Raw genomic sequence first — 16,536 nt, 5'->3', positions numbered from 1 at the left:
ACAGTGTCAAAAAGCGGTCTTTTGAGGAGTCTGTATCGTGCCTGGTTTGAAGATTTCTATTTTGCAGCAACCTTTAGTGTGGATGGATGGCCCCGCCAACCTGCGCCACTTTGATCGTCAACTGGAAGAGATTACCGGGCGTGATGTGATTGTCCTGCCGGAGATGTTCACCACCGGCTTCGCCATGGAAGCGGCACAACAGTCAATGCCGCAGGATGAGGTGGTCGCCTGGATGCATGCCAAAGCACAGCAGACCAACGCGCTGATCGCGGGTAGTGCTGCGCTGCAAACGGATCGCGGGCCGGTGAACCGCTTCCTGCTGGTGGAGCCGGAAGGGAAAGTGCATTTTTACGATAAACGCCACCTGTTCCGCATGGCGGATGAGCATCATCACTATGAAGCGGGTCACGAGCGCGTGGTGTTCGAGTGGCGCGGCTGGCGTATTTTGCCGCTGGTCTGCTACGACCTGCGCTTCCCGGTGTGGTCGCGCAACCGCAACGATTACGACCTGGCGCTGTATGTTGCCAACTGGCCTGCACCGCGCTCCCTCCACTGGCAGTCGCTGCTGGTAGCGCGCGCGATTGAGAACCAGGCGTACGTGGTGGGCTGTAACCGCGTGGGAACCGACGGCAACGGGCATCACTACCGCGGCGACAGCCGGGTGGTGAATCCGCAGGGCGAGATCATTGCCACCGCCGAGCCGCATCAGGCGACGCGCATTGATGCCGAGCTGTCGTTGACGGCGCTGCAGGAGTATCGCGAGAAGTTTCCGGCCTGGCAGGATGCGGATCCGTTTAGCGTTGGGTGAAATTTTCCCCTCACCCCGCCCCTCTCCCAACGGGAGAGGGAGGATAAAACATTAACTCACCAGCGCCTGCCCGTCTTTACGGCTTTCCGTCGCAGCCACGTAGTGCCCTTCCGGCAGGCGATAAATCACCTGCGCCCCGCCGAAGTTGTAATCCTGAAGCGGATCTTCCACCACGATCTGATGACCGCGTTCGCGCAGCGCGGCGATGGTATTGCGATCGAAGGTCGATTCAACGATCACCTCCCTGCCCTGCACCACGCGCCAGCGCGGGGCATCGATTGCCGCCTGCGGGTTTTGCCCGTGCAGCATAATGCGCAGCGCCATCTGCATGTGCCCCTGCGCCTGCATCGGCCCGCCCATCACGCCGAAAGACATCAGCGGCTGGCCGCTGCCGTCCATCGCAAAGCCCGGAATGATGGTGTGGAACGGTCGCTTGCTGCCCGCCAGCGCGTTCGGGTGATTGGGATCCAGCACAAACCCGCAACCCCGGTTTTGCAGGCTGATCCCCGTATCCGGCACCACAATGCCTGAACCGAAGCCCATGTAGTTGGACTGAATAAACGAAACCATCATCCCGCTGGCGTCGGCGGTGCTGATGTAGACCGTGCCGCTCTGCGTCGGGGAACCGTAAACGAAATCAGAGGCGTGCTCGTGATTGATAAGCGCCGCGCGCGACTTCAGATAATGGTCGCTCAGCAGCTCTTGCGCCGCGAACGCCATATGGTCTTCATCCGCCACGTAGCGGTCGAGATCCGCCAGCGCCAGCTTCATCGCCTCAATGGACAGGTGCAGGGACTGCACGGAATCCGGGTGATGCTTCTCAATGCCGCACTGCTCCAGAATGCCGAGCGCAATCAGCGTGGCGATCCCCTGGCCGTTTGGCGGCAATTCCTGCACCGAACCGCCCGCAAAGTCGCGCGACAGCAGCTCTACCCAGTCCACGCGGTGGTTTGCCAGATCTTCAGCCGTCAGGTGCGCGCCGTGTTCTTTGGCAAAAGCGGCAATTTTCTGCGCCAGCTCGCCGCGGTAAAAGGCTTCACCGTTGGTGCGGGCAATCAGCTCCAGCGAGTTCGCCTGCGCCGGGTTACGGAAGATTTCCCCCACGCGCGGGGCGCGGCCTTCCGGCGCGAAGCAGGCGCTGAAGCCCGGCTGATCTTTCAGCTTGCTATAGCCGCGCTGCCAGAGATGGCCAATCAGCGGAGAAACCGGAAAACCGTTGCGCGCGTAGTCAATGGCAGGCTGCGCCAGCGTGGTCAGCGGCAGCGTGCCGAAGCGTTCCGCCAGCGCGACCCAGCCGGATACCGCGCCCGGCACGGTCACCGCGTCCCAGCCAATTTCCGGCACCGCGGTTTTACCGGCAAACAGATCCGCATGCCAGCTCGCAGGCGAACGACCGGACGCGTTCAGGCCGTGCAGCTTTTCACCGTCCCAGACGATGGCAAAGGCGTCGCTGCCGATCCCGTTGCCGGTCGGCTCAACCACCGTCAGCGCCATCGCGGTGGCAATGGCCGCATCCACGGCGTTGCCGCCCAGCTGCAGCATTTTCATTCCCGCCTGCGCCGCCAGCGGTTGCGACGTGGCGACGGCGTTACGGCCCATCATTGGCGGGCGGCGTGAAGCGTAACCGGATGTAAAATCAAGCGCTTTGGTCATCATGACTCCTTAGTCGTGGCGCGGATCGAGCGCATCGCGCAGCCCGTCACCGAGTAAATTAAAGCCCTGCACGGCAAGGAAAATCGCCACGCCGGGGAAAACGGACATCCACGGCGCCTGCTCCAGAAACCCTTTCGCGGTGTTGAGCATAGAGCCCCAGGAAGGATTGGGCGGCTGCTGCCCCAGCCCCAAAAACGACAGGCTGGCTTCGGCGATAATTGCCGAGGCGATGGCCAGCGTGGCCTGCACCAGGATCGGCGACATCACGTTTGGCAGGACGTATTTGATGATGATCCAGCGGTCCGGCAGGCCAATCGCCCGCGCGCCGTCGATGTACTCTTCGTTGCGAATGGCGATCACCTGCCCGCGCGTCAGGCGGGCGAAGATCGGCATCGCCGAAAGACCGATGGCAATCATGGCGTTGGTCAGGCTCGGACCCAAAAATGCCCCCAGCGCGATCGCCATGATCAGGAACGGACAGGCCAGCAGCGCCTCGATAAACCGCGAGATCACGCCGTCCCACATCTTCTGGAAGTAACCCGCCACCAGCCCCAGCGGCACGCCGATGACCACGGCAATCACCACAGACATACAACCTGCCATCAGCGAGGTGCGAGCCCCCCAGATAATGCGGGATAAAATGTCGCGCCCCAGCTCGTCGGTGCCGAACCAGTACATCGCCGACGGCGCTTTGCGCACCGCCAGGAAGTTGGCTTTGACCGGGTCGAACGGGGCAATCCACGGCGCCAGCAGCGCCACCAGCACAAAGAATCCCACCACCACCGCGCCAATCACCGCACTTTTGTTGGCAAGGAATTTCTTCAGCACCCGGTTCTGCGCGCGCGGCAGCGCGGGCGTAACGGTTTGCGTCGTCAGTTCCGCCATGGTTAACCTCGCATTTTCGGGTTGATAAGGACGTAGAGCACGTCGGCCAGCAGGTTGAGCATCAGGAAGCCGATCGCCACGATCAGCACCACGCCCTGCACCACCGCGTAGTCACGGTTAAATACCGAGTCGACGATCATCTTGCCGAAGCCCGGAATGGTGAAGACCTGCTCGGTCAGCACCGCGCCGCCCAGCAGCTCGCCGAACAGCAGCGTGGTGAGGGTGATGACCGGCACCAGCGCGTTGCGAAACGCGTGCTTCAGGATCACCGCCTTCGGCAGCAGCCCCTTAGCGCGCGCGGTGCGGATGTAATCCGCCTTCAGGACCGCAATCATCGAGGCGCGGGTATGGCGCATCAGCGTCGCCGCAAGGCCCGTTCCGAGCACGGACGCAGGCAGCAGCAGCGTGCGCAGGTTCTGGAGCGGCTCTTCACTGAACGGCACGTAGCCGGACGCGGGCAGCCACTGCAGGTTCACCGAAAAGACCAGAATCAGCAGGATCCCCAGCCAGAAGTGCGGGATCGAGATCCCCGAGATCGCCACGAAATTCGCCCCGTGATCGACCCAGCTATTTTTGTTCACCGCCGCGAGGATCCCCATGCTGATGCCAAACACCAGCGCGATAATCATCGCCAGCAGGGACAGCTCCAGCGTGACCGGCAGCTTGCTGGCGATCAGCTGCGTCACCGGTTCGTGCGTGCGTAAGGAGACGCCCAGATCGCCCTGCAGCGCGCGCGTCAGCCAGTGGAAATACTGCACGGGGATTGGCGCATCGAGGTTCAGTTCCGCGCGCAGCTGGGCGATGACCGCCGGGTCGCGCTCCTCCCCGGCCATGGCGATCAGCGGGTCGCCGGGCAGCAGCTTTTGCAGCCCGAAGACCATCATGCTCACCAGTAGCAGGGTTGGTATAGCCAGCAGCAGACGTTTGCAAATCAGTTCCAGCATGGGTTCTCCTCGGGACCTTTATTTCGCCAGCGTCAAACCCGCCAGACGCACGATGCCGTCCGGGTACGGCTTAAAGCCCTGCACGCTTTTGTTCAGCCCGAAAATGCGCGGCTCGAAGTAGAGGTAGGCAATCGGCATGTCGGTTTGCAGCTGCTTCACCACCTTGTCGTACAGCGGCTGGCGTGCGGCCTGGTCGGTGCTCTGGCGCGCCTGGGTCAGCCACTCATCGACCTGCGCGTTGCTGTAGCGGCCGTCGTTGAGCGTGCCTTTGCTGTTGATAAAGCCGTAGATGCTGCCGTCCGGATCCGGGCGTCCCGACCAGCCGGAGAAGCTCAGCTGATAGTCGCCGCTCTGCTGGCGGTCGAGCAGCGTGGCGAATTCGGTCATCTGCAGGTTCAGGTTAAATCCGGCCTCGGCGACCATCGCCTGCAGCACCTGGCCCACCTGCTGCGAGGTTGGGTTGTTCGGCACCAGCAGGTTGACGGTCAGCGGCGCGGTGACGCCTGCCGCCTTCAGCAGCGCTTTGGCTTTGTCAACGTCACGCGGCGGGACCGGCAGGTTAACGTGATACGGGCTGACCGGGGAAAACGCCTGGTTTGCCGGGGTGTAAAGCCCTTCGAAGACCACCTGGTTTAACGCATCGCGGTCGATGGCCTGAGAAAACGCCTCGCGCACGCGGGCGTCCTTGAACGGATCGTTGGCCGGCACCTTGCCGTTGTTGATGTTGAAGGTAATGCCCTGATAGCCGAGACCGGTTACCTTCGCCAGCGCCAGCTTGCTGTCGGCTTCGACCGTTTTAACGTCGCTGGCGGCGATGCCTTCGGTCAGGTCAAGATCGCCCGCGCGCAGGTTCGCGAGGCGCACGGAGGCGTCCGGGATCGGCAGATAGATAATTTTGTCGAAGTGGTAGGCGTCTTTGTTCCAGTAGTTGTCGAAGCGGGTCAGCACGATGCGATCCTGGGACACGCGGCTGTCGAACTTGTACGGGCCGGAGCAGACCGGGTGGGCGGCAAAGTCAGGCTTTTTCGCCGCCTCGGGGGCCATCATCGCGCCCGCGCGGTCGGTGAGCTGCATCAGCAGCGCGGCATCGGGGGTCTTCAGGTGCAGCGCAATCTGCATCGGGCCGGTGACCTCGACCGATTCAACGGAGGAGATCTCGCTCTTACGCAGGGAGCCTTTCAGGGTCAGGGCGCGGTCGAGGTTGTATTTTGCCGCGGCGGCATCGAATTTCTCACCGTCGTGGAAGGTGACGCCTTCGCGCAGATTGAGCGTCAGGGTTTTACCGTCGTCACTCCACGCCCAGTCTTTAGCCAGGCCGGGGACGACCTTCAGGTTTTCATCCACGTCCACCAGCCTGTCGCACAGGGAGGCAAACACGAAGCGGCCATAGTAGGTGCGCGCCAGATGCGGGTCGAGCATGTCCGGGTCAGCGCCCAGGCCGATTCGCAGCACGCTTTCAGAATGGGCGGGCAGCGCCGCGCCAAGCAACATAACACTTCCCAGTACGGTCAAAAGAGAATTACGCATTGTCATTATCATGAGTTCCTTGAAGGAAGGGACGAGTGAGTGGCCGCGTGTTCAAACAGCGCGCGGCGGCGCAGAAAGGCGGCGGATGGCGGTGCGATCTGAATAACGCTGCGATCGCGGTTGATCTCCTGCCAGCGATGACAGGCAACCTGACGCCCGCCGTCGAGCACCTGATTGATCGGCTCAACCTGGCGGCATTCATCGGTGACGTACGGGCAGCGGGTGTGGAAACGGCAGCCGGACGGCGGGCTGGCCGGGTTGGGCAGATCCCCCTGCAGCAGCAGTGCGTCGCGCTCAACGCCCGGCTGCATCTGCGGTGCCGAGGCGATCAGCGCCTGAGTATAGGGATGCAGCGGCGCGTCAAAAATCTCGTCGACGTTGGCAAGCTCGACGATTTGCCCGAGATACATGACCGCCACGCGGTCGCTCATATGGCGGATCACCGCCAGGCCGTGGGCGACAATCACCATCGTCAGCCCCAGCTGGTGCTTCAGGCTCTCCAGCAGGTTAACCACCTGCGCCTGAACGGAGACGTCCAGCGCGGATACCGGCTCGTCCCCCAGCAGCAGCTTCGGTCCCGAGGCCAGCGCGCGCGCAATGCCGATACGCTGGCGCTGCCCGCCGGAAAACTCGTGCGGATAGCGCCCGGCCCAGGCGGCAGGCAGGCCCACGGTTTTAAGCAGTTCGGCGACGCGGTACTGACGGTCCGCTTTTTTCATGTTCTGATGCAGCCACAGCGGCTCACCGACGATCTGCTCCACCGTCATGCGCGGGTTGAGCGAGGCGAAGGGATCCTGAAAGATGATTTGCAGCTCGCGCCGGAGCTGGTTCAGGCGGGCACCGGAGGCGTCGGTGATCTCCTCCCCCTGATAAAACACGCGCCCTTCGCTGGCGGCCAGCAGGCGCAGCAGCAGACGACCGAGCGTAGATTTCCCGGAGCCGGACTCGCCGACAATCGCCAGCGTTTCGCCCGGCATCACGGCAAGCGAAACGCGATCGACCGCCGTGACAAAGCGTGCCGGAGTAAAGAGTTTTTTGGGGCCGGGGAAAAGCTTGCTGAGGTCACGGGCTTCAAGAATGGGCGTGGTCATGCGGTCTCTCCCAGGGCAATGTGGTGTTCGAGCGGCACGCGGAAGCAGGCTACCTGATGGCCCGCGCCGAGCGCGGTGAGTTGCGGTTTTTCATCATGGCAGCGCGACTGCGCAAACGGGCAGCGGGTGGCAAAACGGCAGCCTTTCGGCATGGATTCCGGGAGCGGGACCGCGCCGGGAATTGTGGAGAGCTGGCCCTTGCGTGCGCCCAGCGAGGGGATCGACCCCATCAGGCCGATGGTGTACGGGTGCTGCGGGTCGGCGAATATTGCCTCCACGCTCCCCTGCTCCACCACCTGTCCGGCATACATCACGGCGACCTGCTGGGCGACTTCTGCCACCACGCCTAAATCGTGGGTGATCATCAGCACCGCCGTGCCGGTTTCCTCTTTTAAGGCGTTGAGCAAGGCGAGGATTTGCGCCTGGATGGTGACGTCGAGCGCGGTGGTTGGCTCGTCGGCAATCAGCAGTTTAGGGTGGTTAATCAGCGCCATGGCAATCATCACGCGCTGGCGCATGCCGCCGGAAAGCTGGTGGGGATATGCTTTCAGGCGCATCTCTGCCGCCGGGATCTGCACCTTCTCGAGGATCTGCAGCGCGACCTTCATCGCCTCTGCGCGCGAGACGTTCTGGTGTCGCATAACCGCTTCGCTCAGCTGATCCCCCAGCGTGAACGCCGGATTGAGCGAGGTCATCGGCTCCTGGAAAATCATCGCCAGCTCGCTGCCGCGCAGATCGGCATACTCGCGCGGTGAGAGCTTTCGAAGGTCGTGGCGGCGAAACTGCATCTCGCCGCTGACAATCTGCGCGCTGGCGGGCAGTAACCCCATCAGCGCCAGTGAGGTGATACTTTTCCCGCAGCCGGACTCCCCCACCAGCGCCAGCGTTTCGCCCGCCCTGACGGCCAGCGAGATACCATCAAGCACGCTAACCGGCGAGCCAGCAAACGTAACGTTGAGGTTTTGCACCCGCAATACGGGCGCGGCGTCCTTAAAGGGTATTGTCGTCATGGCGTGAAGTCGTCCTCAAGGTGGATCGCCTGAATCAGGGCGGTTTGCAGGCTGAGCAGGTGTTCGCGCATGGCGGCCGCGGCTTCATTAGGCTGGCGATGGATAATCGCAGACATGATCTTATGGTGGTGGTCGTTATAGCTGTCGACACGTTCGGGCGTGCGGGCTAATTCGCGCAGATGCTGCCAGCCCGGTTCGCGCCGAACGGCATCAATGGCATCAAACAGGCCGAGCATCAGACGGTTGCCCGCCGCCTCGGCAATCGCCCGGTGAAAGGCGCTGTCCCAGAGTTCGTTGAGATCGCGGTCGTCCGGGCTGACCTTGTCGATGCGTTCCAGCATGCGCTGCATAAGCGCGAGGTTTTCCCTGGTGGCACGCAGTGCCGCAAGCCGGGCTAAGCCGGGTTCGAGCTGTAGACGAGCTTCCATCACTTCCAGAAGGTTGGTCTGCTGAACCAATCCCTGAAGGGCCAGCGGTTCAACAGGTGCCGCCGGGCCAATAAAGGTCCCTTTGCCCTGCTTACGCCAGATGCGCCCCTCTTCTTCCAGCACGTCCAGCGCACGACGTACTTCGCGTCGTCCTACGCCGAGAGTGTCCGACAGCTCACGTTCCGTGGGCAGCGGTATGCCTGGTGTTGACTCATGCTGGTTGATAAGCCCGCGCAACTGCTCAAGCGCGGTGCTGGAATTGGCCAGAAACCGTGACGGTTTTTCCATATTGGTTCGCTCGCTTTCATCATGACTTTATTTTTATTAACGATAAGTTATTGATATGGAATGAAGCTTATCGTGCTAATGATTAAGCAATAACCAAACCAATACGCAATTGGTTCGGTATATTTTTGGAAAGCAGGAGATAACCAGATGATTCTGCGTGAATTATTTTTACAGAAAGAAACATTCTGAATGAGGTGCGAAGAGAGGAGTGATGGAGAAATGCACAATTACAGTGCAAATAATGCACTATATCCGTGCAATTGTTAATAAATTGCACTATGAGCATTAAATTTTTGTTAACGACAAGGGAGAGAATGAGATTACTGAAGGCTGAAACGACGAAAGCCTGAATCATTTCTGATTCAGGCTTTCTGAATAGTGGCGGAACGGACGGGACTCGAACCCGCGACCCCCTGCGTGACAGGCAGGTATTCTAACCGACTGAACTACCGCTCCACTGTTCCCGCTTGGGGAACGAGGCGCATATTACGGTGCGCCTCCGATCTCGTCAACGCTTTTTCTCACGTTTTGAATCGTTTGCTGCAAAAATCGCCCAAACGATGATTTTACAGGCATTAAGGCGTTTTTTCAGGCGCGCCACAAACAGCTGCCGCCCTTCTTCTGGACCAGATCAAGCCGGGATTCGTGGTTAAGAAGCTCTTCGTCACTGGCTAAAATAACCCGCAACCGACTGGCCTGACGGACAACGCGCTGAATGCCCGCTTCGCCTTGCGTCTGCTGGGATTCACTTTCCATACTGAACTTCATTGACGTCTGCCCGCCGGTCATCGTCAGATAGACATCGGCCAGGATCTGGGCATCGAGCAACGCCCCGTGGAGCGTTCGCTTGGTATTGTCTATCTCGTAGCGCGAGCAGAGTGCATCCAGGCTGTTACGCTTGCCGGGGAACATCTTCCTTGCCAGCGCCAGGCTGTCCGTCACCTTACAGAAGGTGTTCGTCTTCGGAATATCACGATTAAGCTTGCTGAATTCATAATCCATAAAGCCGATATCGAACGATGCGTTATGGATGACAAGCTCGGCACCCTTGATGTATTCCAGGAACTCGTCAGCGACATCCGCAAAAGTCGGCTTATCCAGCAAGAACTCATCGGCAATACCGTGAACGCCGAACGCTTCCGGATCAACCAGCCGATCGGGTTTGAGGTAGACGTGGAAGTTGTTCCCCGTAAGACGACGGTTCACCACTTCAACGGCGCCGATCTCGATGATCTTATGCCCTTCGTAGTGCGCGCCGATCTGGTTCATACCGGTGGTTTCGGTATCGAGGACAATCTGGCGAGTAATTGCAGTGCTCATAGCGGTCATTTATGTCAGACTTATCGTTTAACTGAACGTTTCGAATACAGGAAGTCTACCAGAGATGCGTAAACAGGTAGAAATTTTCACCGATGGATCTTGTCTCGGTAACCCAGGACCCGGCGGCTACGGCGCGATTATGCGCTATCGCCAGCACGAAAAAACCTTTAGCGAAGGCTATTTTCTGACCACCAACAACCGGATGGAGTTGATGGCGGCCATCGTGGCGCTGGAGGCGTTAAAAGAACATTGTGACGTGGTGCTAAGCACCGACAGTCAGTACGTGCGTCAGGGGATCACCCAGTGGATCCATAACTGGAAAAAACGCGGCTGGAAAACCGCCGATAAGAAGCCGGTCAAGAACGTCGATCTCTGGAAACGTCTTGATGCTGCGCTGGGCCAGCACCAGATTAAGTGGGAGTGGGTTAAAGGCCACGCAGGCCACCCGGAAAACGAACGCTGCGACGAACTGGCGCGTGCTGCGGCATCCAATCCCGCACATGAAGATGCGGGCTATCAGCCCGACGTCTAATCGGTTTTTTTGTACTGCCGCGTGGCGCCCACGGTCTGGCGGATGGGCGTTTTCGACTTGCTCTGCTTCATGGGGTTAAGCGTAAGGGGAATGGTTCGCTTACGCGCAACGATAAACTGCAAACAGCCCAACGCGGGGAGATGGGTGCTCAGTACCACGCCCCCCTGCCGCGCCCAGGGCAGCACCTGAAAACCACCGTAGCAGAGCACTTCAAAATTCAGCAGTGAAAGCCAGTCGAGCTGACGCATCATGGTGAACATCCGGCTGTTGTAAGGTGGAGTCCGGCGTAGCACCGGTACCAGCTTACGCAGGCCCATCAGGCTTAGCGGATTGAATCCGCTAAGTACCAGCCAGCCGTCATCAATCAGCACGCGATCGGCTTCGCGAAGCAGACGATGCGGATCGCTGCACCAGGGTAGCGTATGTGCGAGCAAACACGCATCGACGGATTTTTCCGCAAACGGCAGATGCAGCGGGTCTGCTTTCACCTGAACCGGCGATCCGCCGAGAGAGACGTTAACCTGATGCGAGATAGCGCAGCTTTCGGTATTGATTTCCGCGCTGAGATTGCCAATCTTAAGCAGGTGAAAGCCATACATTTTCGCGAGCCAGGGCTTCAGCTGCTGTTCTAACGCTTCGCGATAGTATTCACCCCAGGGCAATTCCGCCCAACGTTCCGGTGCTGCGACAGTCTGAGGTATCCTTGCCGGTTTCATCAAAACACCCGCCACGCTCTAAGAGGTAATGTATGAATCTTATCAGTATTCCAGCGTTTCAGGACAATTACATCTGGGTTTTGGTTGACGACGATCGCCGCTGCGTCATTGTCGATCCCGGAGAATCCGCCCCTGTACTGCACGCCATAAAAGAGAACGGCTGGCAGCCAGAAGCCATTCTGTTGACGCATCATCATAGCGATCACACTGGCGGCGTGCCTGAACTGCGCGCTCATTTTCCGCATCTTGTGGTTTACGGACCGGCAGAGGCACAAGATAAGGGAATCACGCATGTAGTCGAAGAAGGCGAAAATATCCTCATACGCGAGTGGGAGTTTTCCGTATTTGCTACACCGGGTCACACTTTGGGACATCTGTGTTTCTACAGTAAGCCTTATCTTTTTTGCGGCGATACGCTCTTCTCTGGAGGCTGCGGAAGACTATTTGAAGGCACGCCAGCTCAAATGTATCAGTCTTTACAGAAGATTAACGCGCTACCCGATGAGACGCTCATTTGTTGCGCCCATGAGTATACATTAGAAAATATGAAGTTTGCCGTGAGCCTCTTACCCGAGGATCGAGCGATTCAGGATTATTATCACAAAGTGAAGGAGTTACGTGCAAAAAACCAAAAAACACTCCCCGTAATTCTGAAAAATGAGCGCCAAATTAATTTATTTTTACGCACAGATGATATTGATTTAATTAATAAAATTAACCAAGAAACAAATTTGCAACAACCAGAACAGCGATTTGCATGGTTAAGGTCAAAGAAAGATAACTTCAGATAATTGCGGGTTGCCTTTTCAAAATTTCGCCGTTATCATCGCTCGTCTTTTAAGCAACTATTGACACACACATGAAGGCAAAAGCGATATTACTCGCCTCTGTCCTGCTTGTAGGTTGCCAGTCGCAAAACGGCAGCAACGTACAACAGCACGCACAGAGCCTTTCTGCAGCTGGTCAAAGGGAAGCAGGGAAGTTTGCAAGTTCGGCGCGTTGGATGGACGATGGAACATCTTACGCGCAGGATCAAGACTTGTGGACCTCTATTGGCGACGAGCTAAAGATGGGAATTCCGGAAAATCCCCGGATTCGCGAACAGAAACAGAAGTATTTAAGTAATAAGAGCTATCTCCACGATGTAACGTTACGGGCAGAGCCGTATATGTACTGGATAGCCGGGCAAGTTAAGAAACGTAACATGCCTATGGAGCTGGTACTCCTACCCATAGTGGAGAGCGCTTTTGACCCACACGCGACGTCTGGCGCCAATGCCGCAGGCATTTGGCAGATCATTCCGAGCACCGGGCGAAACTATGGTCTGAAACAGACCCGCAACTATGATGCGCGTCGCGATGTTGTCGCTTCAACGACAGCCGCTCTCGACATGATGCAACGTCTGAACAAGATGTTTGACGGCGACTGGCTGTTAACGGTCGCAGCGTATAATAGTGGCGAAGGTCGTGTACTGAAGGCAATGAAAGCGAATAAAGCACGGGGTAAATCCACCGATTTTTGGTCGCTCTCACTGCCACAGGAAACAAAGATTTACGTACCGAAAATGCTGGCATTGAGCGATATTCTCAAGAACAGCAAGCGTTACGGTGTACAACTGCCAACACCAGACGAAAGTCGTGCACTGGCGCGTGTTCGCCTCAGCAATCCAGTTGATATTCAACAGGTTGCTGATATGACGGGTATGTCGGTAAGTAAATTGAAAACCTTTAATGCTGGCGTTAAAGGCTCAACCCTGGGGGCAAGTGGCCCGCAGTATGTAATGGTTCCGCAGAAACATGCCGAGCAGTTACGCGAGTCTTTAGCTTCTGGTGAAATCGCCGCCGTTCAGTCAACGCTGATCGCGGATGCATCATCAGTTAACAGCCGCAGCTATAAGGTTCGTTCAGGTGATACGCTTTCGGGCATTGCGTCACGTCTTGGCGTGAATGCGAAAGATCTGCAGCAGTGGAATAATCTGCGCAGTTCCGGCCTGAAAGTGGGTCAGACTCTGACGGTAGGTGCAGGTAGCAGCGCACAGCGTCTTGCCAGCAACAGCGATAGCATTACCTATCGCGTACGCAAGGGCGATTCACTGTCCAGTATCGCAAAACGGCACGGCGTGAACATCAAGGATGTGATGCGCTGGAACAATGATACTGACAATCTGAAACCTGGCGACCAGCTGACGCTGTTTGTGAAGAACAGCGCGACGCCAGACTCCTGATAGCACGATCGAAAGATAAAAAGGCACCGATTCCCCTCGGTGCCTTTTTTGTTTATTCCGCTTTTTGCGCTTCAGCCATGATGGTATCGCTGGTAAACGAGCCATCGTCCTGCAGTTCAAAGTACGCCTTTACCTCCGCGGACGCACTCTCCTGATACAGTCTGATCGCCTGGCTCAATGCTTCCGGGGTGCGCATACGCGCGATCCAGGAGCTGAACTCCAGCGGTAAGCGATCGGTAATCAACGCGCGCGCGATCAGCCCCGCTTCAGTGATAAGCGACAACCACTCTCCGCTGGCGTAATTTTGCACGTGCGAGGTATCGCGCAGCGCTTCTACCGTCTGCAGCCAGATATTGCGCACCGGGTGTCCGGGAGACATCACATCCATAATGATGAAGGTGCCGCCCGGCTTCAGAACACGTTTGACCTCGCGCAATGCCTGGCCGACATCGTGCCAGTGGTGCGCGGAATAACGGCTGATCACCACCTCAAACGATGCATCATCGAACGGTAAGGATTCGGCATAGCCCTGGCGCGTATTGATGTTGTTCAGCCCTTTCGCTTTTGCCGCCCCGGCAACGACGTCCAGCATCTGGCTGGATAAGTCATACGCGGTAACGTGCGCGACCCGCTGCGCAGCGGTAAAGCTGGCATGCCCTGCCCCGCAGCCTAAATCCAGCACGTGTGCCTGCGGGAACGCCGCCAGACGTTCACCGAGACGCACCAGATCGCGGCCAGAAGCATGCACGGCGCTGCTCAAATAGGCACTTGCCTGAGAACCAAACTGTTTTTCTACGTTGTCATGATGGGAGCGTGTTGTTGTCATCGTACTGTCCTTTGTGAGTGAAAAATAAAGGGCAGCACCCGCACAGGCCTGCCCCACGGCAGACCTGACACACCATTATTTATCAGGTTTGCCGGGACTGAATTCGACTAGTAGAGGGTTATGATCCGAGGCGCGCGTCACCAGAACCGAGGCATCATGCACGCTCAAACCACGATAGAAGACAAAATCGAGAGGACGACCAAAGGCTTTTTTGCGCTGGTCATCGCTAAAACGAACTTCACGCAGCGACATTTCGCGCGCAAAGCGATACAGCGCATTCATGCGCGGACGACTCCAGGCATTGAAATCGCCGGCCATAATGATGGGCCCGCTGTGATGGGCAATCTGATCGCCGATCGGAAGTAACTGCTTACTGTAGACATCCACGCCCAGACTGAAATTTACCGCATGGATATTCACGACCATCAGCATTCGGGTATCCGGCAGCGGATAGACCGTCACCAGCGCCGATTTTGCCAGACGCAGGATAGGTTCACGTTCGCGCAGTGGACAACAATAGACCGGATGTGCTGCTGAAAGCGTCATCACACCTGAGGGGTGTTGTGGCAGGACAAACGCAGGCACCTGGTCGGCGGCAAGATAGTTCGTGGTGGCAAAGCGTACCAGTTCAGGGGTGGTTTGTGCCTCCTGGAGCAGAACCAGGTGGGCATCTTTTCCAAAATTCTTGAGTACCGATAACCATTCGGCACGCTGCTGCTTAAAGATATTCCACACCAGTACACGGATTTTCTCATCGCTGCTTAACGGTGTGCCGGCGGGTAATGCCTGGCTTATGCTCGCAAATGACCCCGGAGGCAAGATCCTCTCCGCGGGCATTCCGGCAACATAACGCATGGCATAGGTATTTTTTCGCACTTTTGGAAACAGCCTCTGTAACATGAACCAGCCCGGAAAACGGACTGGTTCTAATGTTATAGGGACTTTAGGTCATACTTTCAACGCAATTTCTGAGAAACCGCTTTCCAGTTTTGTAAGCAAGCACTTACTGATGTTAACCCAGCGCGTCCCTGGCTGGCTTATCGAGACGTCCACTCAGTCCAATCAGCAGGAAGGCGACCAGGACAATCACCGCGCCAATCCACGGGGTCTGGGCTAATCCAACATGCGCTACGGTTTTCCCGCCAATGATGGAGCCCAGCGCAATGCCGATATTAAATGCGGCAATGTTCAGACCGGACGCCACATCCACGGCATTTGGCGTATAGAGCTCGGCTTTCTGGACAACGTAAACCTGAAGCCCGGGGACATTACCAAAGGCAAAGATCCCCATGACCAGCACAGTGACCAGCGCGGCGTAGTGTACCGAAGCCGTGAACTGGAAAATCATCAGCAGAACCACCAGGGCGGCGAAGATGAATTTCAGCGCCGGTACCGCACCATGCTTATCTGCAAGCTTGCCGCCCCAGATATTGCCAATGGCAACGGAAATACCGTATCCCAGCAAAATCCAGCTCACGGCATTGGGTGAAAAGCCTGCCAGATCCTGCATCATCGGCGCCAGGAAGGTGAAAGCCGTGAATACGCCGCCATAGCCCAATGCAGTTACCGCGTAGATAATCAGCAAACGGGGATGCGTGAGCACCTTCAGCTGATCGCGCAGGCTGGCGCTCGCCCGGCCAGGGATGTTCGACGGTACCAGCAGCAGGCTGGTCACCAGGGCGATGACGCCCAGTAAGGAGACGGCAAGGAACGTTTCACGCCAGCCGAAGTGTTGTCCGATAAACGTTCCCAGCGGTACGCCCGTAACGAGTGCGACGGTCAGCCCACCAAACATGATCGCAATAGCTGAAGCCGCTTTCTCTTTGGGCACCAGGCTGGTTGCAATGGTGGAACCAATCGAGAAGAACACACCGTGTGCAAGGCCGGTTAACAGACGCGCAATCACCAGCGTGGTGTAGTCCGGCGCCTGCCAGGCCAGAACGTTGCCGGCGGTGAACAGCACCATCAGCGCGACTAACAGCTGCTTACGCGGAAAACGTCCGGTCAGGGCCGTCAGCACTGGCGCACCGACGGCGACGCCCAGGGCGTAGATTGATACCAGCAACCCCGCAGAGGGCAACGAGATCGCAAGCTGGTTAGCAATAGTGGGAACCAGACCCACGATAACAAATTCGGTCGTGCCAATTGCGAAGGCACTGATCGTCAGGGCAAGTAGCGCCAGTGGCATAAAATACTCCGTATCATCAGGATTAAGATGACAGGCAGTATGCGCCAGTGCTTAAATAACAAAAATGGTCAAAATATCAATAGAATTTTGCAGGTG

Annotated in this window: 16 protein-coding genes and 1 tRNA gene; 4 read left to right on the top strand and 13 right to left on the bottom strand. The window is 57.7% G+C overall.

Translation table 11 applies throughout. The annotated features are described in order from the left end of the window. Positions 1-37: 37 nt before the first annotated feature. Entirely contained in the window at positions 38-808 is a 771-nt protein-coding gene (locus EnteroDNA1_RS18260) for an amidohydrolase (RefSeq protein ID WP_047061183.1), read from the top strand. A gap of 51 nt (positions 809-859) precedes the next feature. Here EnteroDNA1_RS18260 and EnteroDNA1_RS18255 read toward each other — a convergent pair whose 3' ends face one another. From EnteroDNA1_RS18255 to dnaQ, 9 genes are all read right to left on the bottom strand, one after another. Further along, positions 860-2,461: a gamma-glutamyltransferase family protein gene (locus tag EnteroDNA1_RS18255; protein WP_058842160.1), complete on the bottom strand. Its 1,602-nt coding sequence runs from the start codon at positions 2,459-2,461 to the stop codon at positions 860-862. A 9-nt stretch (positions 2,462-2,470) separates the two neighbouring features. Then, the gene (locus EnteroDNA1_RS18250) at positions 2,471-3,346 is read right to left on the bottom strand and encodes an ABC transporter permease (protein ID WP_029739694.1); all 876 of its coding nucleotides are present in this window, start codon (positions 3,344-3,346) and stop codon (positions 2,471-2,473) included. A 2-nt stretch (positions 3,347-3,348) separates the two neighbouring features. Beyond that, the gene (locus EnteroDNA1_RS18245; RefSeq protein WP_069303693.1) at positions 3,349-4,290 is read right to left on the bottom strand and encodes an ABC transporter permease; all 942 of its coding nucleotides are present in this window, start codon (positions 4,288-4,290) and stop codon (positions 3,349-3,351) included. A gap of 18 nt (positions 4,291-4,308) precedes the next feature. Then, positions 4,309-5,823 (bottom strand): ABC transporter substrate-binding protein, encoded by a 1,515-nt coding sequence (locus tag EnteroDNA1_RS18240; RefSeq protein ID WP_023334604.1) that lies wholly within the window; start codon positions 5,821-5,823, stop codon positions 4,309-4,311. 2 nt (positions 5,824-5,825) lie between these two features. Further along, entirely contained in the window at positions 5,826-6,908 is a 1,083-nt protein-coding gene (locus EnteroDNA1_RS18235; protein WP_069303692.1) for an ABC transporter ATP-binding protein, read from the bottom strand. Then, positions 6,905-7,918: an ABC transporter ATP-binding protein gene (locus EnteroDNA1_RS18230; RefSeq protein WP_033144691.1), complete on the bottom strand. Its 1,014-nt coding sequence runs from the start codon at positions 7,916-7,918 to the stop codon at positions 6,905-6,907. The genes EnteroDNA1_RS18235 and EnteroDNA1_RS18230 overlap by 4 nt, the downstream gene beginning before the upstream one ends. Next, entirely contained in the window at positions 7,915-8,634 is a 720-nt protein-coding gene (locus EnteroDNA1_RS18225; protein WP_023334601.1) for a FadR/GntR family transcriptional regulator, read from the bottom strand. The genes EnteroDNA1_RS18230 and EnteroDNA1_RS18225 overlap by 4 nt, the downstream gene beginning before the upstream one ends. A 379-nt stretch (positions 8,635-9,013) precedes the next feature. Continuing rightward, positions 9,014-9,090: transfer RNA gene (locus EnteroDNA1_RS18220), tRNA-Asp, on the bottom strand. Positions 9,091-9,222: 132 nt separating this feature from the next. Beyond that, positions 9,223-9,954: a DNA polymerase III subunit epsilon gene (gene dnaQ, locus EnteroDNA1_RS18215; RefSeq protein WP_072196565.1), complete on the bottom strand. Its 732-nt coding sequence runs from the start codon at positions 9,952-9,954 to the stop codon at positions 9,223-9,225. A 64-nt stretch (positions 9,955-10,018) separates the two neighbouring features. On the opposite strand from dnaQ, the gene rnhA reads away from it, so the two are divergent. Next, on the top strand, positions 10,019-10,486 hold the full coding sequence (gene rnhA / locus EnteroDNA1_RS18210; protein ID WP_023334599.1) for a ribonuclease HI: 468 nt from the start codon (positions 10,019-10,021) through the stop codon (positions 10,484-10,486). Here rnhA and EnteroDNA1_RS18205 read toward each other — a convergent pair. Next, entirely contained in the window at positions 10,483-11,202 is a 720-nt protein-coding gene (locus EnteroDNA1_RS18205; protein WP_023310484.1) for a class I SAM-dependent methyltransferase, read from the bottom strand. The two genes, rnhA and EnteroDNA1_RS18205, sit on opposite strands and share 4 nt — an antisense overlap. A gap of 32 nt (positions 11,203-11,234) precedes the next feature. Here EnteroDNA1_RS18205 and gloB point away from each other — a divergent pair, with 32 nt between their 5' ends. Both gloB and mltD read left to right on the top strand, forming a co-directional pair. Then, positions 11,235-11,993: a hydroxyacylglutathione hydrolase gene (gene gloB / locus EnteroDNA1_RS18200; protein ID WP_069303691.1), complete on the top strand. Its 759-nt coding sequence runs from the start codon at positions 11,235-11,237 to the stop codon at positions 11,991-11,993. A 68-nt stretch (positions 11,994-12,061) separates the two neighbouring features. After that, positions 12,062-13,426, top strand: coding sequence for a murein transglycosylase D (gene mltD / locus EnteroDNA1_RS18195; RefSeq protein WP_069303690.1), 1,365 nt, complete (start codon positions 12,062-12,064; stop codon positions 13,424-13,426). Between the two features lie 52 nt (positions 13,427-13,478). On the opposite strand, the gene EnteroDNA1_RS18190 is transcribed toward mltD, so the two are convergent. The 3 genes from EnteroDNA1_RS18190 to EnteroDNA1_RS18180 form a co-directional block, all read right to left on the bottom strand. Beyond that, positions 13,479-14,252: a class I SAM-dependent methyltransferase gene (locus EnteroDNA1_RS18190; RefSeq protein ID WP_033144687.1), complete on the bottom strand. Its 774-nt coding sequence runs from the start codon at positions 14,250-14,252 to the stop codon at positions 13,479-13,481. 75 nt (positions 14,253-14,327) lie between these two features. Next, complete coding sequence (locus EnteroDNA1_RS18185; protein WP_024909448.1) at positions 14,328-15,128, bottom strand: endonuclease/exonuclease/phosphatase family protein; 801 nt, start codon at positions 15,126-15,128, stop codon at positions 14,328-14,330. Positions 15,129-15,264: 136 nt separating this feature from the next. Then, positions 15,265-16,440 carry an MFS transporter gene (locus tag EnteroDNA1_RS18180; protein ID WP_069303689.1) on the bottom strand — a complete coding sequence of 392 codons (1,176 nt, stop codon included), beginning with the start codon at positions 16,438-16,440 and terminating at the stop codon, positions 15,265-15,267. Positions 16,441-16,536: the final 96 nt, after the last annotated feature.

Source organism: Enterobacter sp. HK169, assembly GCF_001719105.1.
Lineage (GTDB): Bacteria > Pseudomonadota > Gammaproteobacteria > Enterobacterales > Enterobacteriaceae > Enterobacter > Enterobacter asburiae_B.
Note: the sequence above shows the minus strand (reverse complement) of the source record. Positions and strands in the feature narration are given on the sequence as shown.